The sequence below is a fragment of the Shimia sediminis genome (genome assembly GCF_003990645.1).
GTDB classification, from domain to species: Bacteria; Pseudomonadota; Alphaproteobacteria; order Rhodobacterales; family Rhodobacteraceae; genus Shimia; species Shimia sediminis.
In genome coordinates, this window is sequence record NZ_RYZK01000010.1 from 21,573 (window position 1) to 41,007 (window position 19,435).

Annotated in this window: 18 protein-coding genes and 2 riboswitches; of the genes, 8 read left to right on the top strand and 10 right to left on the bottom strand. The window is 63.9% G+C overall.

Annotated elements, in window-relative coordinates; genetic code table 11:
- Nucleotide 1 precedes the first annotated feature (1 nt).
- Both EK369_RS17250 and EK369_RS17255 read right to left on the bottom strand, forming a co-directional pair.
- Nucleotides 2-352, bottom strand: coding sequence for a hypothetical protein (locus tag EK369_RS17250; RefSeq protein ID WP_127115522.1), 351 nt, complete (start codon nucleotides 350-352; stop codon nucleotides 2-4).
- Nucleotides 349-1,668 carry an NAD(P)-dependent oxidoreductase gene (locus EK369_RS17255; RefSeq protein WP_127115523.1) on the bottom strand — a complete coding sequence of 440 codons (1,320 nt, stop codon included), beginning with the start codon at nucleotides 1,666-1,668 and terminating at the stop codon, nucleotides 349-351. The genes EK369_RS17250 and EK369_RS17255 overlap by 4 nt, the downstream gene beginning before the upstream one ends.
- A gap of 302 nt (nucleotides 1,669-1,970) precedes the next feature.
- Here EK369_RS17255 and EK369_RS17260 point away from each other — a divergent pair, with 302 nt between their 5' ends.
- The gene (locus EK369_RS17260; protein ID WP_127115524.1) at nucleotides 1,971-2,177 is read left to right on the top strand and encodes a cold-shock protein; all 207 of its coding nucleotides are present in this window, start codon (nucleotides 1,971-1,973) and stop codon (nucleotides 2,175-2,177) included.
- Between the two features lie 52 nt (nucleotides 2,178-2,229).
- Here EK369_RS17260 and EK369_RS17265 read toward each other — a convergent pair whose 3' ends face one another.
- On the bottom strand, nucleotides 2,230-2,841 hold the full coding sequence (locus EK369_RS17265; protein WP_127115525.1) for an SOS response-associated peptidase: 612 nt from the start codon (nucleotides 2,839-2,841) through the stop codon (nucleotides 2,230-2,232).
- A 78-nt stretch (nucleotides 2,842-2,919) separates the two neighbouring features.
- Complete coding sequence (locus EK369_RS17270; protein ID WP_127115526.1) at nucleotides 2,920-3,600, bottom strand: arylesterase; 681 nt, start codon at nucleotides 3,598-3,600, stop codon at nucleotides 2,920-2,922.
- Here EK369_RS17270 and EK369_RS17275 point away from each other — a divergent pair, their 5' ends adjacent.
- The 4 genes from EK369_RS17275 (at nucleotide 3,601) to EK369_RS17290 (ending at nucleotide 9,940) form a co-directional block, all read left to right on the top strand.
- Nucleotides 3,601-4,284, top strand: coding sequence for an ABC transporter ATP-binding protein (locus EK369_RS17275; protein WP_127115527.1), 684 nt, complete (start codon nucleotides 3,601-3,603; stop codon nucleotides 4,282-4,284). It abuts the gene before it with no gap.
- Nucleotides 4,281-6,794 carry an ABC transporter permease gene (locus tag EK369_RS17280; RefSeq protein WP_127115528.1) on the top strand — a complete coding sequence of 838 codons (2,514 nt, stop codon included), beginning with the start codon at nucleotides 4,281-4,283 and terminating at the stop codon, nucleotides 6,792-6,794. Before EK369_RS17275 ends, EK369_RS17280 begins: the two co-directional genes overlap by 4 nt.
- Before the next feature lie 216 nt (nucleotides 6,795-7,010).
- Nucleotides 7,011-8,471: an alpha/beta fold hydrolase gene (locus EK369_RS17285; protein WP_127115529.1), complete on the top strand. Its 1,461-nt coding sequence runs from the start codon at nucleotides 7,011-7,013 to the stop codon at nucleotides 8,469-8,471.
- Nucleotides 8,471-9,940, top strand: a complete 1,470-nt coding sequence (locus EK369_RS17290) for a 1-acyl-sn-glycerol-3-phosphate acyltransferase (protein WP_127115530.1) — start codon at nucleotides 8,471-8,473, stop codon at nucleotides 9,938-9,940. The genes EK369_RS17285 and EK369_RS17290 overlap by 1 nt, the downstream gene beginning before the upstream one ends.
- Here the strand turns inward: EK369_RS17290 and EK369_RS17295 are convergent.
- Together EK369_RS17295 and EK369_RS17300 are read right to left on the bottom strand one after the other, a co-directional pair.
- On the bottom strand, nucleotides 9,937-10,581 hold the full coding sequence (locus EK369_RS17295) for a sulfotransferase family protein (protein ID WP_127115531.1): 645 nt from the start codon (nucleotides 10,579-10,581) through the stop codon (nucleotides 9,937-9,939). The genes EK369_RS17290 and EK369_RS17295 overlap by 4 nt on opposite strands.
- Before the next feature lie 111 nt (nucleotides 10,582-10,692).
- Nucleotides 10,693-11,571 (bottom strand): alpha/beta fold hydrolase, encoded by an 879-nt coding sequence (locus EK369_RS17300; protein ID WP_127115532.1) that lies wholly within the window; start codon nucleotides 11,569-11,571, stop codon nucleotides 10,693-10,695.
- Between the two features lie 121 nt (nucleotides 11,572-11,692).
- Between EK369_RS17300 and EK369_RS17305 the strand changes: the two genes are divergently transcribed.
- Nucleotides 11,693-12,703, top strand: a complete 1,011-nt coding sequence (locus tag EK369_RS17305) for a helix-turn-helix domain-containing protein (RefSeq protein ID WP_127115533.1) — start codon at nucleotides 11,693-11,695, stop codon at nucleotides 12,701-12,703.
- Between the two features lie 66 nt (nucleotides 12,704-12,769).
- Here the strand turns inward: EK369_RS17305 and gcvP are convergent, their stop codons facing one another.
- The 4 genes from gcvP to EK369_RS17325 form a co-directional block, all read right to left on the bottom strand.
- On the bottom strand, nucleotides 12,770-15,613 hold the full coding sequence (gcvP, locus tag EK369_RS17310; RefSeq protein WP_127115656.1) for an aminomethyl-transferring glycine dehydrogenase: 2,844 nt from the start codon (nucleotides 15,611-15,613) through the stop codon (nucleotides 12,770-12,772).
- 106 nt (nucleotides 15,614-15,719) lie between these two features.
- Entirely contained in the window at nucleotides 15,720-16,079 is a 360-nt protein-coding gene (gene gcvH, locus EK369_RS17315; RefSeq protein WP_127115534.1) for a glycine cleavage system protein GcvH, read from the bottom strand.
- A 23-nt stretch (nucleotides 16,080-16,102) separates the two neighbouring features.
- The gene (gene gcvT / locus EK369_RS17320) at nucleotides 16,103-17,227 is read right to left on the bottom strand and encodes a glycine cleavage system aminomethyltransferase GcvT (protein ID WP_127115535.1); all 1,125 of its coding nucleotides are present in this window, start codon (nucleotides 17,225-17,227) and stop codon (nucleotides 16,103-16,105) included.
- An 88-nt stretch (nucleotides 17,228-17,315) separates the two neighbouring features.
- Nucleotides 17,316-17,393: riboswitch (glycine riboswitch) on the bottom strand.
- Nucleotides 17,394-17,481: riboswitch (glycine riboswitch) on the bottom strand. It abuts the riboswitch before it with no gap.
- A gap of 38 nt (nucleotides 17,482-17,519) precedes the next feature.
- The gene (locus EK369_RS17325) at nucleotides 17,520-17,969 is read right to left on the bottom strand and encodes an RrF2 family transcriptional regulator (protein WP_127115536.1); all 450 of its coding nucleotides are present in this window, start codon (nucleotides 17,967-17,969) and stop codon (nucleotides 17,520-17,522) included.
- A gap of 95 nt (nucleotides 17,970-18,064) precedes the next feature.
- Here EK369_RS17325 and EK369_RS17330 point away from each other — a divergent pair, with 95 nt between their 5' ends.
- Both EK369_RS17330 and EK369_RS17335 read left to right on the top strand, forming a co-directional pair.
- Nucleotides 18,065-18,670 (top strand): gamma-glutamylcyclotransferase family protein, encoded by a 606-nt coding sequence (locus tag EK369_RS17330; protein WP_127115537.1) that lies wholly within the window; start codon nucleotides 18,065-18,067, stop codon nucleotides 18,668-18,670.
- Nucleotides 18,671-18,751: 81 nt separating this feature from the next.
- Entirely contained in the window at nucleotides 18,752-19,417 is a 666-nt protein-coding gene (locus EK369_RS17335) for a DUF924 family protein (protein ID WP_127115538.1), read from the top strand.
- Nucleotides 19,418-19,435 lie beyond the last annotated feature (18 nt).

Here is a 19,435-nt window from a genome sequence, read left to right on the forward strand (position 1 = left end):
TTCAGTTTACTTCGCAGCGCGTGAGCGTGTGGTTGAAACGGCCATCGGTATAGGCCACCCGCAGGTGGTCGGCGTTGGCCAGCTCTGCCATGAAGTCATAGGTTACCTCGTGGATCGGCACCCATTGGCCGTCCACGAATTTAAGGGTCTTGCAATGCAGGCCCGCGCGGATCTGGGCCGCGTCGGTGACCGGTGTTGTCCAGTCACAAGACACGTGCTCGCCCCCGCGCATGCCTTGCGCGTCGATCAGAAGTTCGTCGCCATGGTCATTGCACCACTGGCCAAAGACCTGTCCCGCTGTCAGAGCGGAGGGCAGGCAGGTGGCCAGGGCTATGGCGACGATGGGCTTCATGCGAGCGACTGGTGCATGTCTTCGGCGGCGTCGCGGCCTTCGGCGACGGCGGTGACGGTGAGGTCATCGCCCCCGGTGGCACAGTCGCCCCCGGCCCAGATGCCCAAAACGCTGGTGCGCCCGGTGCCATCCACGGCGATCTTGCCACCATCAAGATCCGGCAGGCCGTCCCCGACAAGGGTCTGGCCAATGGCCTTGAACACCTGATCCGCTGCCAGACGCACGGTCTGGCCGGTCGCGTTGAGATCATCGTCGGTATATTCGAACTCGATCTCGCGCACCGACCCGTTGCCGTGGATCGCCACGGGCGAGGCATTGGTGATGATGCGCACGCCTTTGGAGGCCGCAAGATCCTGTTCAAAGACGCTGGCGTTCATGCGGTCGCGGCCCCGACGGTAGACAAGGCTGACGTTGAGTGCGCCGAGCAGTTTGGCCTGTACGGCGGCGTCCACGGCGGTCATGCCGCCACCGATGACAACCACGTCGCGGCCAATCTCGACACCCGCAAGGTCCGAGGCCTGACGCAGGTCCGAGATGAAATCGACCGCATCGTCGACGCCGGACTTGTCTTCGCCCTCGACGCCCAGCGCATTCACACCACCAAGGCCGAGGCCGAGGAACACGGCGTCATAGTCAGCTTGCAGCGATGCCAGCGAGAGGCCGTCGCCGAGGCGTTTGCCGGTCTCGACGGTGATGCCGCCAATTTTCAGCAGCCAGTCAACTTCGCGCGCGGCAAAGTTGTCGACGGATTTGTACGAGGCGATGCCGAACTCATTCAGCCCGCCCGGCTTGGCGCGGCCATCAAAGACGGTGACGTCGTGGCCATAGGTGGCCAGACGGTGCGCACAGGACAGACCGGCGGGGCCTGCGCCAACCACGGCCACCTTTTTGCCGGTCGCGGGCGCGCGTTCAAAGGGATGCTCGCCCGAGGCCATCAGCGTGTCGGTGGCATAGCGCTGCAACTCGCCGATCTTGACCGGCTTGCCCTCGGCCACTTCGCGCACACAGACCTCTTCGCAGAGCGTCTCGGTCGGGCAGACGCGGGCGCACATGCCGCCAAGGATGTTCTGGCTGAGGATGGTGCGCGCGGCGGCCTCGGGCGTGCCGGTGGCGATCTGACGGATGAACAGAGGGATGTCGATATCGGTCGGACAGGCCTCCATGCAGGGTGCGTCATGGCAGAAGTAGCACCGGTCGGCGGCCACGAGGGCCTCGTGGGTGTCCAGTGCCGGGTGAAGGTCGGCGAAGTTCTCGGTCAGCTCGGCGCCTGACAGACGCCCCGCAACAACACCTTCGCTCAACGGTGAATTGGTCATGTCTCTCCCCATGTCATCGTTTTGGCTATTGGAGTCAGGCTCTCACAGGTTAATTTTTTTATCAACTGGTAAAATATTTTTTGTGCGCTGACGAGGAAACCACCCTGGGGTCAGCCTGATTTTTGTGCATTTACGCAGAGTTATGGTGATTTCTCTTGCCCGATTGCGGTCAGTGCCCCATATAAATCGCGCGACGTTACCACTATCGACCATCTGTTCCCTACGGCTCAGTCTTTCGATCTTGCACTGACTACGCCGACCTGCCGCACTTCCGCGGGCAGCTGAAAACAGGAGAAACGACGATGGCAACTGGCACCGTCAAATGGTTCAACACCACCAAAGGTTATGGCTTTATCGCGCCCGAAGACGGCGGCAATGACGTGTTTGTACACATCTCGGCCGTGGAACGTTCGGGCCTGACCGGCCTGGCCGACAACCAGAAAGTGACCTACGAGCTGCAAGCTGGCCGTGATGGCCGCGAGAGCGCCGTGGATATCGCGCTGGCCTAAGCCGACAGCGATCAGGGTTTCGAGAGGGGCGTCCGGTTGGGCGCCCTTTTTTTCATGGTCCGGACCAATCCACGTGCTTGGCCTCTTCGATGGTGAGGCGGCCCTTGGGCCAGGGTGTCATCAGCGGTTTCACGGACTCTTCGTCGCCGGTGAGCCAGAGGGGGATGTCTGCCGGTTCCAGCAGCACGCCCATGCGGTGGTGGATCGGTTCCACGTCGGCGTTGGGGGCGCAGGTGACGGTGGCGAGTTGCGGCAGGGTGAGGCCGCCGGGCGCGGTCCAGGTGTCGGTGATGGCGGCAAAGATCAGCGGATCGGGGCCAAAGATGCGCCAGGGGGTCTTGCGGCGTTTCGCGCCGGTCCATTCGTACCAGCCGTCGACGATCACCACGGCGCGACCCACCCCATCAAAGGCGGATTTGTCGAACAGGGTTTCGCAGCGGGCGTTGAGGATGGTCTCCATCACCGGGCGGCCCCGGGCGTTGACGCGGCCCACGGGGATGATGCCCCAGCGCATGCGTGTGAAGCCCGAAGTGGTTAGGCAGACCACCTCCTGACCCGGTTGGATGTTGTGGCGGGGCGGCTCATCCGCCGTGGGCCCGGCGTCTTCGCCGATGAAGGCGGCGATCTGCGGCATGGCGGTGGTGAGAAAGAGGCGACCGGGCATGGGCAAAGGGTAGCGGGGTTGGGGCAGTGAGGGAAGGCAGCAAGTGAGCGCGCCCCCACGGGGCGACGCCTGCGCGGCTTAGTCTGCGGAGGTTGCGGCGATCAGCTCCAGCACCCTGGGGCCGAGGTCCCCGACGATCAGCGCCACGCCGTCGGCATTGGGGTGCAACCCGTCGGGCTGCATGAGGGCGGCAACCGTGGAGGGGTCGTCGGTTTGCAGGCCGGCAAAGAAGCTGGGCGCATAGAGCGTGTCATACCGGGCGGCGAGGTCGGGGTACATGCCGTCAAAGGCGGCCTTGTAGTCGGGACCAAAATTGTTGCTGGCCTGAAAGCCGATCAGCAGCACCGGCAGGTCACGGGCCTGTGCGGCCTCGATGATCCTGGCGAGGTTGTCGCGCGACGACGCCGGATCGATACCGCGCAGCATGTCGTTGGCACCAAGGGCCAGCATCACACCGTCGATGTCCGGGGTCAGGGACCAGTCGATGCGCGCGGCCCCGCCTGCGGTGGTGTCACCCGAAACGCCGCCGTTCACCAGCCGCAGGGTCACCCCCTGCCCCGCCAGCCAATCGCGCATTTGCGGCACAAAGCCGTGCTGTTCGATCAGCCCGTAGCCGTGGGTCAGGCTGTCTCCGAAGGCGAGGATGGCGAGGTCCTGCGCTTTTGCAGGCACAACACTTGCCAAAACAAGCGCCAGCGCCTTGCCGAAGCTTCGCAGCCCCCCATATTGGCCCAATACAATCATAAACAGGGTTCCCATATGTCTTCCGTTCTCTCCCTCAAAGATGCCCGTCTTGCGCTGGAAGGCAATGCCGGGCGCGTCGAAATCCTGCATGGGATCACGCTGGAGGTGCAAAAAGGCGAGACTTTGGGGCTGGTGGGGCCGTCCGGCTCGGGCAAATCGTCGTTGTTGATGCTGATGGGCGGGCTGGAGCGCGCGACCGGCGGGACAATTTCGGCGCTGGGGCAGGACCTGAGCGCCATGGACGAGGACGCGCTGGCACGGTTTCGCCGCGACCACATGGGGGTGGTGTTCCAGAGCTTTCATCTGATCCCGACCATGACCGCGCTGGAAAATGTTGCGACCCCCCTGGAGCTGGCCGGGCACAAGGATGCGTTTGCGCGGGCCGAGGCCGAGTTGGAGGCCGTGGGGCTGGCGGATCGTGCCGATCACTTTCCCCGGCAGATGTCGGGGGGCGAGCAGCAGCGGGTCGCGCTGGCACGGGCGGTGGCGCCCCGGCCACATATCCTGTTGGCGGATGAACCCACGGGCAATCTGGATGAGGCCAACGGGCAGGCGATCATGGACCTGTTGTTCCGCCTGCGCGACCGGCATGACGCGACATTGGTGCTGGTGACACACTCGAACCGGCTGGCCGAGCGCTGTGACCGGGTGATCCGTCTGCGCGACGGTCAGGTGGATGTGCAGGAGGCGGCAGCGTGAGTCTGTCGCTGGCGTGGCGCTTTGCGCGCCGGGAATTGCGCGGGGGCCTGCGGGGGTTTCGGATTTTCCTTGGGTGTCTGTTGCTGGGGGTGGCGACGATTGCCGCCATTGGCACCGTGCGGGCCAGTATCGAAGCGGGTCTGGCGGCAGAGGGGGCCGCGCTGTTGGGCGGCGACGCCGAGATGGATTTCACCTATCGCTTTGCCAGTGACGCTGAGCGCGCATGGATGGACGCCAATGCCAAACGTCTGTCCGAGGTCGTGGATTTTCGCTCGATGGCGGTTGTCGGAGACGAACGCGGGCTGACGCAGATGAAAGCGGTGGATGCGGCCTATCCGCTGATCGGCGCGGTGGTGCTGGACCCGCCGATGGCGCTGGATGCGGCGTTGGCCGAGCAGGATGGCCTGCCCGGCGCTGTGATGCAGCGCATTCTGATCGATCGGCTGGGGCTGAAGATTGGCGACACGTTCAAGTTCGGCGCACAGGAGTTTCGTCTCAGCGCGGAACTTGTGAAAGAGCCGGACAATGCGGGCGGCTTTGGACTGGCCCCGCGCAGCATCGTGGCCACCGAGGCCCTGGCGCACAGCGGCTTGCTTGCGCCCGGAACGCTGTTTTCCACAAAATACCGGTTGGATTTTGCCGAAGGCGCGGCGCTGGAGCCGTTGAAGGCCGAGGCGCTGGCGCAGTTCGAGGACAAGGGGTTGCGCTGGCGCGACAGCCGCAATGGCGCGCCGGGTGTGGCGGAGTTTGTCGAGCGGCTGGGGGCGTTTCTGGTGCTTGTGGGCCTGTGTGGCTTGGCTGTGGGCGGCATTGGCGTGTCCTCGGCAATCCGGGCCTATCTTGCGGGCAAGACACAGGTGATTGCCATTCTGCGCAGCCTGGGGGCGGATCGGCGGACAGTGTTCCTGACCTATTTCATTCAGATCGGGATATTGTCGGTGGTGGGGATTGTGCTGGGCTTGGCGCTGGGGGCGTCATTGCCGCTGGCGTTGGCCCCGATCCTGCAATCGTCGCTGCCTTTGCCAACGGTGTTCACGGTCTATCCGGCCCCGTTGCTGGAGGCCGCAGCCTATGGCGTGCTGACCGCGTTGATCTTTACGCTGTGGCCGCTGAGCCGGGTTGGCGATGTGCGGGCAGCGGCGCTGTTTCGCGATGCCATGGGGGCGGCGAAGCTGTTGCCACCTGCCGGGTTCCTTGTGGTGGTCGTGGGGTTGCTGGCGGTGTTGCTGGCGCTGGCCGGGTGGTTGTCGGGGTCCTGGCGGCTGACGCTTTGGGCGGCGGCAGGGATTCTGGGCGCGCTGGTGTTGCTGGCGCTGGCGGCTTTGGCGACAAGCGAGCTGGCGCGGCGCGCGGCGAAACGGGCGCGGCGGGTGCCGGTGCTGCGCTGGGCGCTCAATGCGATCTCGTCACAGTCGGAACCGGCGCTGCCGGTGATCCTGTCCTTGGGTCTGGGCCTGTCGGTGTTGTCGGCGGTGGGGCAGATTGACGGCAACCTGCGCAACGCCATCGCACGGGATTTGCCGGAGATCGCGCCGAGTTACTTTTTTGTCGATATCCAGAAGGACCAGATCGACGGTTTCCTGCAACGGCTGGACGCGGATACAGCGGTCAGCAAGGTCGAGACCGCGCCGATGCTGCGCGGGGTGATCACGCGGATCAATGGCCGACCGGCCTCGGAGGTGGCGGGCGATCACTGGGTACTCGAGGGCGACCGGGGGGTGACCTATGCCGCCACCGTGCCCGAGACCACCACGGTGACCGCAGGGGAATGGTGGCCCGAAGATTATGCGGGCGACATGCAGATCAGCTTTGCCGCGGAAGAGGCGGAAGAGATGGGGCTGCAATTGGGGGACACGCTGACGGTGAACATCCTGGGGCGCGACATGACCGGCACGGTCACCAGTTTCCGCGCGGTGGATTTTTCGACCGCGGGCATGGGGTTTATCATGGTGATGAACCCCGCGGCCGTAGAGGCAGCTCCGCATAGTTTCATCGCCACGGTCTATGCCGAAGATGCCGCCGAGGCGCAGATTTTGCGCGATCTGTCGAATGCCTATCCCAATATCACGGCGATCCGGGTCAAGGACGCGATAAGCCGGGTCTCGGACCTGTTGTCGTCGCTGGCGGATGCGACCTCATACGGGGCGAGCGTGATGCTGCTGACCGGGTTCCTGGTGCTGATTGGCGCGGCGGCGGCAAACCAGACCAGCCGCACCTATGAGGCGGCGATCCTGAAGACGCTGGGGGCGACACGGCGAGATATCCTGACGAGTTTCACCCTGCGCGCTGGGCTGACCGGCTTTGCCGCCGGATCGGTGGCGCTGGTGGCGGGGATTGCCGGGGCCTGGGCGGTGACGTTCTTTGTGCTTGAGACCGACTTTGCGGTGATCTGGCCCAATGCGCTGGCGATTGTCACGGGCGGTGTGCTGGCGACGCTGCTGGCGAGCCTGTTGTTTGCCGCAACGCCGCTGGCCTCGCGGCCAGCGCAGATCCTGCGGGCGCGGGAATAGCGGCGACAGGCCGGGGTTTGGGGCACCAAGCGCCTTGCAAGGCGCTTGCCAAGGCGTTTCGAAACGCCTTGTGCCTGCCGATGGGACACCTTTGGTGGGACCGGCTTTGACCTGCATCATGGCGCGGGCCTGGTGAGACACGAAAACTGCGGGTGTGACACTCGCCGATCCAGCACTTGGGGACGCGCCGGATCGGAACAAGGAGCACCCAAAGGCATGGAAAAACCGCAGGCCACGTCCTCAGGCCACATGCCCCTGTCCGCGAACCCTGCGGTCATGCGGGCGGTTGCACGCAAAGAGCTGAACCTGGCGCAGCGCATCATGGCGTCCTGGGTGGGCGAGGTTCTGGCGCGGCCATGGTTGGACTGGTTGATCCTGCAGAGCCTCAAGCGGTTCTTCTTTCCCTTTTCGCGGCTTTGGGCCGCCGCACGCGCCGCCAACGGCAAGGTCGAGGATTTTGCCACGGCAGCGCCGCTGACACGCCCGATCCGCAACCGCGCGCGATTGCGCCGGGCGCTGCGGATATTCGAGCGGGAACGCGCCAATATCAACAGTGTCGAGTTTTTCTGGCACGAGAATTTCTTTGGTCCGAACGAGGTTCCCGAGCGGCATCTGTCATCGCTGGAAGAGGCACGCCTGCATGCGCGCAGCCGGTTCAATGCGACGCGGCGGTATTTCACCCATCTGCGGCTGTGGCTGGCCACAACTGTCTACCCCGAGTTCGCCACGCCCCAGGAGTTCGAAGCGCGTTACAGTGCCGAGGGCGACGCCTTTGAGCGGCTGTTCGAACCGCCGGTGGCCATGCCCGCGATCCAGCAGTCGCGCGATGTGCCGACCCCGGCGGGACGGGATTACTGGATCCGTTTTACCTCGCCCGCGGCGCATCTGGGGGATGATGTCTATGCGCGGGTGCATGAGCCGGTCGGCGTCAAGAACCCCCCGACGCTGATTTTTGGCCACGGCATCTGTGTGGAGTTCGACCATTGGCGCAACCTGGTGGACCCGATTGCCATGCTGCCCCGCCGTGGCATTCGCGTCATTCGCCCCGAGGGACCATGGCACGGACGCCGGGTGCCGGACGGGCATTACGGCGGCGAGATGTTCCTGTCGCGCGCGCCGATGGGCGAGTTCGACTATTTCACCGCGCAGCACAAGGAATGGGCGGTGTTGATGGATTGGGCCCGCCGCACCAGCGACGGGCCGGTGGCCTTTGGCGGCAGCAGCCTTGGGGCGCAGGCGGCGCAGATGGCGTCGATCCGGGCGCGCGACTGGCCAGAGCATCTGCACCCCGACGCCCTGTTCCTGATGACCCATTGCGAGCACGTGGGCGACGTGGCCACGGACAGTGACCTGTCGGATATCTGGGGCCTGCACGAGCCGCTAAGCAAGCTGGGCTGGACCCGCGACATGCAAAAGACCTGGCTTGCCAAGCTTGACCCTCCGGGGGTGCCGGTGATGGCGCCCGAGCGTATCGTCAGCATTCTGGGCCGCAAGGATCGGGTGACCAAGTTCGCCTCGGGGCAACGGTTGCAGGACGCCTGGCAATTGCCGCAGGAGAACCGGTTTATCTGGCCCTGTGGCCACTTTACCGTGCCATTGCGGCTGGGTCGGGACGCCCGCCCGCTGGACCGGCTCCGCACCATTTTCGATGACATCGCAAACGGGACCGGCGCCTAGTGCTGGGGTATGAGATCGTCCTGCCGCTGTGGCTGGCCCTGCCGGGGCTGGTTCTGGCGCTGATGGGGGCGCGGGCCTATATCGTCGAGCCGCTGGTGCGCCGCGCGCTCAAGCGGCGCGAACGGGACGCCAAGGCACGGCTGAATACCACGCTGACGCGGCCCCTGCCCAAGGTGCTGCAGGTGCCCCGCCGGGTGCTGACCGAGCGCCTGTTCAATGACCCGGTGGTGCAAGCTGCGATCGAGACCGCCGCCGGAACCGACGGGCCCGAGGCCGCCGAGGCCGAGGCGAGGGCCTATATCGACGAGCTGATGCCGTCTTTCTTTGCGCTGTTCTATTTCCACATCGGCTATTGGCTGGCGCGGCGCTGGTTGCGGTCGATGTATGACGTGCGCATCGTCAAGCAGCTGCCCCCAGACGCCTATGCGGACATCCCGGAAAACTCGAGCATCGTTCTGGTGGGCAACCATCGCTCGAACCTGGATGTGGCGGTGCTGAGTTATCTGGCGGCGCGCACCAGCATGATATCCTTCGCCGCCGGAGAGTGGGCCGCGGTCTGGCCGATGAACCGCATCATGCAGATGAGCGGCTGCTACATCATCCGGCGCGACTCGCAAGGGCGGCTTTATAAGACCGTGCTGGCGCGCTACATCCACATGATGATCGGCGCGCATATGCCCCAGGGGATTTTCCTGGAGGGTGGCCTGAGCCGGGATGGCGCGTTGCAACCCATCAAGCTGGGGCTGATGCGCTATATTCTTGCGGGGCTGGGCAAGGAAAACACGCAGGACATCGTGTTTATCCCGGTGGCGTTCAACTATGACCGGGTGCCCGAGGACATGACGTTGCTGGCGCATCAGGAGGACGGGTTCAAGAAGAAATCCCGCCTGTATACGATCCGCAGCACCGGCTGGCATTCGCTGGGCGTCATTGCGCGGTTGCTGAAAATCCGGCGGCAACAGTTCGGGCAGGCCGCCGTCAGCTTTGGCCCGGCCTTTTCGGTGCGCGCATGGCTGGCGCAACAGGGCGAGACGGTTGAGGCGCTGGATGACGACCGGCGCAAGGCGGTTGTCGCCCCGGTGGCCGAACACATCATCGATCAGATCGCGGGCATGATCCCGGTGCTTCCGGTGTCCTTGGTGTCAACCGTGATCCGCGAGGCTGCGGACACTGCGCTGGCGCGGCCAGAGCTGCGCAGGCAGGTGTTGCGGCTGACCGAAGAGTTGCGCAGCAGAGGGGTGCCGCTGGCCATTGACGAGATCGACGATGCAAACGCCTGCGACATCGGGCTTGGGGTGCTGATGTCCCGCGGCGTGGTGAGCGAAGCGGCAGGGGGGTTCATCGTCAGCCCGGAAAAGGCGCAGTTGCTGGAGTATTACGCACGCACCATCTCGCACTATTTGGTGGACAAGGACACCGGTGCACATCTGCGCAGCATCCTGACGGTGCATGAGCCAACAGGCGGCTAAGGCTGGTCCAAGGGTGCGCCGCGCCCAACCAGGCGGCGTGCGCCGTGGATCAACGCCCCCACCATACGGCGTGAGAGGCGTTTGCGTGGCGTGTAGATCCCCTTGAAGGAATGCGGGAAGTCACGCTCGGGGATATCATGGCCGAGGAAGCCACAGAGCTCATCCCACCCTGCCCCGGCACAGAAATCCACCACCAGCAGATCGTCGGGGCGGTCCTTGAAGTACTCCAGAACCTCGCGGTTGTGGCGGCGGTACCTTTCCAGAAAGACATCCTCGAAGCCCACCGGAAAGCCCACGCCATAGACCAGTTTCTGCATCGGGTCGGGCAGAAACCCGAGGTGGTTGACCACGCTCTGCAACCAGTCTTGTTCGTCGCGGATGGTGAGGATGAATTTGCTGCCCGGATAGCGGTCATCCAGCTCGCGATAGAACAGCGGCCAGGGGTTGTCCTCGAAGGCGTTGTTGCGGTCGGCAGCCTCGAAGATCGGGGTCAGGTCCCCGTTGCGCAGCGCCGGGACAAACCTCTTGCCGCCGCCTTCCATCTTGTAGCCCAGGATGCGGAACGCGGTGCAGAGCGTGGTGGTCGCGGTTTTCTGAAAGCCGATCCCAAAAACCTTGGGGGAAGCGAGTGTGTTGGACATCAATGCCTCGTAGGTCGCGTCGCGGGACCCTAGAAAGGCGTCGGGGTGGTGTCAATGCGGGCCGAGGGACGGTGCGGGGTGGCAAGCCCCCCACACCGGTTCTGCGCATGGTCAGTCGCGGGCCAGCCAGGCGGTAAGCCGATCAAAGAACGCGTCCTGTTCTTCGATAAAGGGATAGTGGGCCGACCCCTCGAAAATCACCAGCGTGGCGTTGGGCAGATGCGCCGCGATGCGTTCAGCGCCGGGGTCCGGCGGTGTGATCCCGTCGTGACGACCGGCCATCACCAGCGCGGGGGTGTCGATCTCGGGCAGTTTTTCGAGCGTGTTGAAGGTGGCGAGCAAGCCGCCCGCCGCGTTCCAGGCGCGATGCTCGTAAACCGTGCGGGCATCCAGATCGGCCCCAACCTCGGCATCCCAGGTGTGGAAATACATCTGCACCACCGGGTTCCATGTGGCTTGCCAGTCGGCATCGTCCGCCATGGGTTGCGAGAACAGCTTGCCAAAGGCGGCCATCTGGTCGTCGCTGCCCGAAACGGTCGGGTGGTAGTCAAAGGCGGGCACGGTGTCGATCAGGACCAGCCCCTCGAGCCGGTCGCCATAGGTGGCCGCGAACTCTTGCGCGATGAAGCCGCCATAGGAATGGCCGATCAGGGTAAAGCTGTCGTGCCCGAGCGATGTCATCAGCGCGGCGGCGTCCGAGGTCAGGCGGTCAAAGCTCATCTCGCCGTAGTCATCGGGTTTGGCCGAGCGGCCATTGCCGAAGTGGTCATAGTAGACGACCGTATGGGTCTCGGACAGCTGGTCGAAATAGGGGCGCAGGTAGTCGTGGCTGAGCCCCAGCCCCCCGTGCATCATCAAAATGGCCGGGCCGCTGCCGAGGCTTTCATAGTAAAGATCGGCGCCGTTGACTGTGGCCGTGTCCGCAAGCGATGTGACGGCGGGCAGGGCCGCGAGGGCCGCGGCGGCAAAAAGTGAAGCGTGGTGTGTCATCTGTGATGATCTCCCTGTGATCTTTGGGGAAACCGCGAGGGTTCCCTGTGCCACATCAGAATAGACCGGGCGGCGAGATCGGTGTTATCGTCACAGCGCAACGACGCGAGGCAGCGAGGAGATGAAAAACACTGTCGAACCAAGGGCTTGGTTTCCCGATCACCAATGGAGCGCAAACAGCGCGAACCTTGTGGATCAGGCGTTTTTCGATTTTGACCAGCAGGCCGAGCGTCTGGTGGGCCACGATCAGGAGTATATGCAGCTGAGTGACGGGCGCTTTCACGGGCGGTTTGTTTCGTGTTTCCTGGGGCCGGAAACCGCGCTGCATTTCGAGTTTGCAAACCAGGCCCTGGCGCAATCCATCGCCGCGTCCCGCGACAGTTATTCCTTTGGTGTGGTGCTCTCGGCGCCCGAGCCTTTCCGGGCCAACGGGGTCGACATCGACATGGGTGCGATCTTTGCCATTCCGCCAAATGCCGCGTTTGAACTTTATAGCCCGCAGAATGCCGCGGTCCTGGCGATTGTCATCGACAAGGAGAGGCTGGCGCGGCGGCTGGCCCCGGCCCCGCATCTGCGTGACTGGATCGGCGGGCTGGACCAAGAGATCGGGTTTCTGCGCGCGCCGGCCATCGCCGAGCGGCTCCGGCGGGATGCGCTGAGCGCCGTGGTGAATTCCTGTACCGTCGGCGACCACGGGCCTGAGCCAACGTGGCTGGCCGATGCGCTGATCGACAGCCTTGTGGCGGGGTTGATCCTGGAATGGGGGGGTATCGAGGCGATCATGACCGGGTCATCGCGCAACTTTACCCGGTTTCTGGAGTTCCGCCACGGGCTGGATCTGTCCCAGGAGACCGAGGCGTCGGTGCAATCGCTGGCAACGCGGCTGAGGGTCAGCAAGCGCAGTATTCAGTACGCCTTTTCCCGCGAGCTGTCCTTGGGCGTGTCATCCTATGTGCTGCGCTCGCGGCTGCACAGGGTTCGCCGGAGCCTGCTAAGACCCGAGGATCAGGCAGGAAGTATCGGTGATATGGCGGCGGAACACGGGTTCTGGAACTGGAGCCATTTCAGCAAGCAATACCGGCAGCTGTTTGGCGAACGGCCCTCGGACACGCGGCGAAGGTCGGTGAATTAGCGCGTCGCCCACGTCATCACGGGGCAGAAGGTAGGTCGGACAAATTTGTCCGACCTACGGGGGGTTTTAGTCGTCGACGTAGTCGTCCATCGGGGGGCAGATGCAGACGAGGTTGCGGTCGCCCCAGGCATTGTCGACGCGATTGACCGGTGGCCAGTACTTGTCGACGCGGAAGGCACCGGGCGGGAAGCAGCCCTGTTCGCGGCTATAGGGACGATCCCAGTCACGCACGAGGTCTTCCATGGTGTGGGGCGCATTGCGCAGCGGGTTGTTTTCGCTGTCCATACGTCCCTCTTCGATCTCGCGGATCTCCTCGCGGATGGCGAGCATGGCGTCGCAGAAGCGGTCCAGCTCGGCCTTGGTTTCCGACTCGGTTGGCTCGATCATCAGGGTGCCTGCCACCGGCCAGCTCATGGTGGGTGCGTGGAACCCGGCATCCATCAGGCGCTTGGCGATGTCATCGACGCTGACGCCTGCGCTGTCGGCGAAGGGGCGGGTGTCGAGGATACATTCATGCGCCACGCGGCCTGTCGGCCCCTTGTAGAGCACGTCATAGGCCCCTTCGAGGCGCTGCGCGATGTAGTTGGCGTTGAGGATCGCCACGCGCGTGGCCTGAGTCAGACCCTCGCCGCCCATCATCAGGCAATAGGCCCAGCTGATCGTCAGGATCGAGGCCGACCCGTAGGGGGCTGCCGAAACAGGCCCCTCTGCCCCGCCGGTTTCGGGGTGGCCCGGCAGATGCGGCACCAGATGCGCCTTGACCCCGATCGGTCCCATGCCGGGACCGCCGCCCCCATGGGGGATGGCAAAGGTCTTGTGCAGGTTCAGGTGGCTCACGTCGCCGCCGAGATCGCCGGGACGGCTGAGGCCGACCATGGCGTTCATGTTGGCGCCGTCGATATAGACCTGACCGCCAAATTCATGGGTGATCGCGGTCACATCGGTGACGGTTTCCTCGAACACGCCGTGGGTCGAGGGATAGGTGATCATGCATCCGGCAAGGTTTTCGGCGTGTTTGGCTGCCTTTTCCCGGAAATCATCAAGATCGATATCGCCGTTCTCGGCCGATTTCACCGGCACCACCTTCCAGCCGACCATCATGGCGCTGGCGGGGTTGGTGCCATGGGCGCTCATCGGGATCAGGCAGATGTTGCGGTGCCCTTCGCCGTTGGCGCGGTGGTAGGCGGCAATGGTCAGGAGGCCTGCGTATTCGCCCTGTGCGCCCGAGTTGGGCTGCATCGAGATGGCGTCATAGCCGGTGATCTTGCACAGCATGTCCGACAGGTCGTCGATCAGGTGGCGATAGCCCTGTGCCTGATCCACGGGCGCAAACGGGTGCACATAGGAAAACTCGGGCCAGCTGAGCGGCATCATTTCCGCGGCTGAGTTGAGCTTCATGGTGCAGGAGCCCAGCGGGATCATCGCCCGGTCCAGCGCCAGATCGCGGTCCGCGAGGCGACGCATATAGCGCATCATCTCGGTTTCGGCGCGGTTCATGTGGAAGATCGGGTGGGTCAGATAATCGCTCTTGCGATGCATGTTCGCAGGCACGCGGTATTCCGGCTCGAACTCATCATCCGTACGGGTGATGCCAAAGGCACGCCAGACCCGTTCGATGGACTCGGGCCGCGTGGTTTCATCAACGGTGATGCCGACGCGGGTTTCGCCCACGGGGCGCAGGTTGATGCGTTCGTCGCGCGCGGATTTCAGCACGGCAGCCTGAAGCGGGCCCACATCCACGGTGATGGTGTCAAAGAACGCCTTGGGGTCCACCTTGAACCCGGCCTCTTCCAACCCACGGGCCAGACGCACGGTTTTGCGGTGGATGCGCTGCGAGATCGCCTTGAGCCCCTTGGGTCCATGGAACACGCCGTACATCGAGGCCATCACCGCCAGCAGCGCCTGTGCGGTGCAGACGTTGGAGTTGGCCTTTTCGCGGCGAATGTGCTGCTCGCGGGTCTGCAGGGACAGACGATAGGCGCGGTTGCCCTGGGCGTCGATCGAGACCCCGATAATCCGGCCCGGCATGGCGCGTTTATAGGCGTCCTTGGTCGCCATATAGGCGGCGTGCGGACCGCCGTAGCCGACCGGAACGCCAAAGCGCTGGGTCGAACCGATGGCGATATCGGCGCCCATGGCGCCCGGCTCTTTCAAGAGGGTCAGCGACAGGGGATCGGCCGAGACAATGCCAATGGCCTTATGTTCATGCAGGGCTGCCATGTGATCGGTAAAGTCGCGCACGTGGCCATAGGTGCCGGGGTACTGGAACAGCGCACCGAAGATCGCAGAGGCGTCCATCTTGTCGGGGTTGCCGACGATCACCTCGATGCCCAGCGGTTCAGCACGGGTTTTCACCACGGCGATGTTCTGGGGGTGGCAATCGCGATCGACAAAGAAGGCCTTTTGCTTGGACTTGCTGACGCGCTGCGCCATGGTCATCGCCTCGGCGCAGGCGGTGGATTCATCCAACAGCGAGGCGTTGGCGATCTCGAGCCCGGTCAGGTCGGAGATCATGGTCTGGAAGTTCAGGAGCGCTTCGAGCCGGCCTTGGGAAATCTCCGGCTGGTAGGGCGTATAGGCCGTGTACCAGGCGGGGTTCTCAAGAATGTTACGCTGGATCGCGGGCGGCGTGACGGTGCCGTGATAGCCCTGCCCGATCATCGAGGTGAAGACCTTGTTCTGCTTGGCCGTCTCGCGCATGTGGTGCAGGAGCTGGCGTTCGGACATGGGCCGACCGAAATCCAGCGCCTCTTTCTGGCGAATGCTCGCGGGCACGGTATCGTCAATCAGCGCATCCAGATCGGCGGCATTCACCACTGCGAGCATCTCGGCCATTTCCTCGGGCGAGGGGCCGATATGGCGCCGGTTGGCGAAATCATAAGGGAGATAGTCTGTCGGCTCAAAAGGCATGGCATCCTCCAACACATGTCCTGCGGCGCGGCCAGTCGCACGCGCCATCCGGGCTTTTCGTTGCCCAAATACTCAAAGTGCGGGGCACATCCGGCCCCGCAAGGCGTCAGCCGATGAAGTCGTTATAGGCGGCTTCGTCCATGTAATCGTCCATCTGGGACGCATCGGCGGCTTTGATCTTGAAGAACCAGGCATCGCCCATGGGGTCTTCGTTGACCTTGCCGGGATCGTCGGCCAGCGGCTCGTTGACCTCGACGATTTCACCGTCGATGGGCGCGAGGATGTCCGACGCGGCCTTGACCGATTCAATCACACAGACTTCTTCGTCCTTGGTGACTTCGGTGCCGGTCTCGGGCAGCTCGATAAACACCACATCGCCCAGTTGCTCAGAGGCGTGTGCGGTGATGCCCACGACAACGACGTCACCTTCGACGCGCAGCCATTCGTGTTCTTCGGTAAATTTCATTGTTGGATCTCTCCCTTGATTGTTCAGCGTTTAAAGTTGGCGGGGACCAGCGGCATTTTCGCCACCGTGACCGGCAGACGTTTGCCCCGGACCTCGCCGTAAACCGTGGTGCCGACAGCGGCCTGTGCACTGCCAACGTAGCCCATTGCCACCGGTGCCCCAAGGGTCGGACCGAAGCCGCCCGAGGTCACGGTGCCAATGGGATCGCCGCCGGTTTCGGCGGCAAAGAGTTCGGTGCCGGCGCGCATCGGGGCACGGCCCTCGGGGGCGAGGCCAACGCGTTTGCGCGCAACGCCTTCGGCAAAATCTCCCGCAATGCGCGAGGCACCGGGATAGCCGCCAGCGCGGTCACCACCGGGGCGGCGCACCTTTTGGATGGCCCAGGTCAGAGCGGCCTCGATCGGCGAGGTGCCTGTGTCGATGTCATTGCCATAAAGGCACAAGCCACCTTCCAAACGCAGGCTGTCACGGGCACCAAGGCCGATGGCTTCGACCTCGCCCATGGCCAAAAGCGCGCGGGACAGGCCCTCGGCCTCGTTCGCGGGCACCGAGATTTCGTAGCCGTCTTCGCCGGTGTAGCCCGAGCGCGAGACCCAGCATTCCGAGCCGTTCAGGTCCACGGTGGCGACATCCATAAAGGACATTTCGGCCACGGCGGGGTTAAGACGCGCAAGCGCGGCCTCGGCGGCGGGGCCTTGCAGGGCGATCAGGGCGCGGTCGGCGATCACCTCGACGGTGACGCCGGGTTCCAGCGCGGCCTTCATGCGGGCGATGTCGGCGTCTTTGCAGGCGGCGTTCACAACCACGAACAGGTGGTCGCCGCGATTGGCGAACATCAGGTCATCGTCGATGCCACCGGCCTCGTTGGTGAAAAGCCCATAGCGCTGCCGCCTCTGGCCCAGTCCCAGCACATCCATCGGCACGAGGGTTTCAAAGGCAGTGGCAACGGCATCATAGCTGTCGCCGCGCAGGATCACCTGCCCCATGTGGCTGACGTCGAACAGCCCGGCGGCGGCACGGGTATGGAGATGTTCCTTCATCACGCCGAGGGGGTATTGCACGGGCATCTCGTAGCCCGCAAACGGCACCATCTTGGCGCCAAGTTCGACATGCAGGTCGAACAGGGGCGTGCGGTGTAAATCACCCATCGTCTTCGCTCCTCCGGTATCCGGGGCGCTTCGATTGAAAGAAGGCGTCCGGCATCACTCAATTCGCGCGGAATAGCCCCGCGCGGGCGATGCCCCCTCTGTCCTTTCGCCTGAGATCGTTATCCCTTCGGCGGGTGCGCGAGCACCTCTCTCCAGAGTTCATTTTCTAGTCAAGTCGGTCCCTGAGGCCTGAGAGTTTCCGGGGCGGTTGCTCCTTCGGCACCGGATCATTCCGGTTCTCCCGACTCAACTGGCGTATACCGTAGTGTGCCGTTTTGAACCTTGCAACCCCCTAAGCGGGGTTGCAGGGCTGCGGGTTCAGAATGCTCATCAACGCGGGGTTGTCACAGGTCAGTGCATCCAGCGTAACCCCATCAAGTCGTTGATAAAATGCCTCGACCGCGTCGTGCAGCGCATCGCGCAGACGGCAGGCCCCGACCAGCGGGCAGGTCTGGTCTGCATCGGCAAAACACTCGGCCACGGGCACCGGCGCTTCCATCACGCGAAAGATCGAACCGATCTCGATCCTGGTGGGATCGTCGGCCAGTTCCAGGCCACCATTGCGGCCACGCTGGGTGTTGATCACACCCATCTGCCCGAGCTGGTTGATGACCTGCGCAAGATGATTTTCCGACGCCTGACAGACCTCGGCAATCTCGGATTTGGTGACCAGACGACCCCGATGGGCGGCACAGAACATGAGCACCCGAATCGCGATGTTGGTTCTTTTGGTGATACGCACGGGCACTCCGGGAGATGGTTAGAACATCGCGGTATTATGAACCTGAAAGTCATCTTTCCAATTGACATGGATCAAAAGCAGGCCAAGGTCAGGGCATGAAAAGACCTTATTTCTTTGGCTATGGTAGCCTTGTTAACCGAAATACGCATGATTTCGAGGATACGCACCCGGCGCGGCTGCGGGGGTGGCGGCGAATCTGGCGGCATACGGATCTGCGTCCGGTGGCCTATCTGACGGTGGTTCCGGATGCGGGTGCCGAGATCGACGGGCTGATCGCCCATGTCCCGAACGATGATTGGGCGGCGCTGGATTACCGCGAGCGCGCCTATGACCGGGCCGCCGTTTGCGACCATGTGAGCCATCCCAAGGCGGAAGAGATCAGCGTCGCGGTCTATACGGTACCGCATGGCAAGCACGGGGCGCCGACGGTCGAGCATCCGCTGCTGCTGAGTTACATCGACGTGGTGGCACAGGGCTATCTGAACGTGTTCGGTGAGGCCGGTGTCGCGCATTTCTTTCAGACCACCGCAGGCTGGTCGGCGCCGGTTCTGGATGATCGCGCGCGGCCGATTTATCCCCGACATCAGACCCTGAGCGGCGATGAACGGCGGATGGTGGACGACAACCTGCGCGGGTTGGGCGTGGTGCCAATGGACTGGCCGGAGGGTGATCTGGGATCGTGGCGCGGGGACCCGGCCTAAAGGCGGGGCGAGGTTTTCCTTGGGGAAAGCGCGGCCCCGGCGTAGCCTGCGAGGCACGGCTGATGCGCGAAAGGACGACCCATGACAGACACTGAGTTCACCCCGGATATGGTTCTGGCGTTCTGGTTTCCCGACACGGGTCATCAGCATAGCCCGGAAACCCACGGTGCATTCTGGGACGAGCGCATGCAGGGCGGCATGGACGCGCGCATTGTCGAGGAGTTTGCCGGATTGACGCTGGCGGCAGCCCGAGGGCAGCTGGATCACTGGGCCGAGACCCCGCGCGGGCGGCTGGCCTTGTTGATCGCGCTGGACCAGTTTCCACGCTCGTTGTGGCGCGACACGCCGGGTGCCTTTGCCCAGGACATCAAGGCCGCGCGGCTGGCGCTGGAAGGCATCGAGACCGGCGATATCGACGCGCTGGAGCCTTGGGAAATGGCGTTTTTTGTCATTGCCATCGGCCACTGCGAGGGCCCCGATCATCTGGAGCGGATGCACAGGCTGCCGCCGGTGATCGAGCGCATCGTGGCCAAGATGCCAGAATGCCTCGCGCCGATGAGGGATGGGTTTCGCGGCCAGCATGACAGGGTATGTGCCGTATTGGAGCGCTTTGGCCGGCACCCCCATCGCAACGCGGTTCTGGGCAGGGTCAGCACGCCCGAGGAAGAGGCCTATGTCGCCACCGGCGATTTTCCGCATGTGCGCAAGGTCGAGGATGTGGTGGCGGCAGCTGCCAAGGGCGGGTGACCCCGAAACGCAATTGAC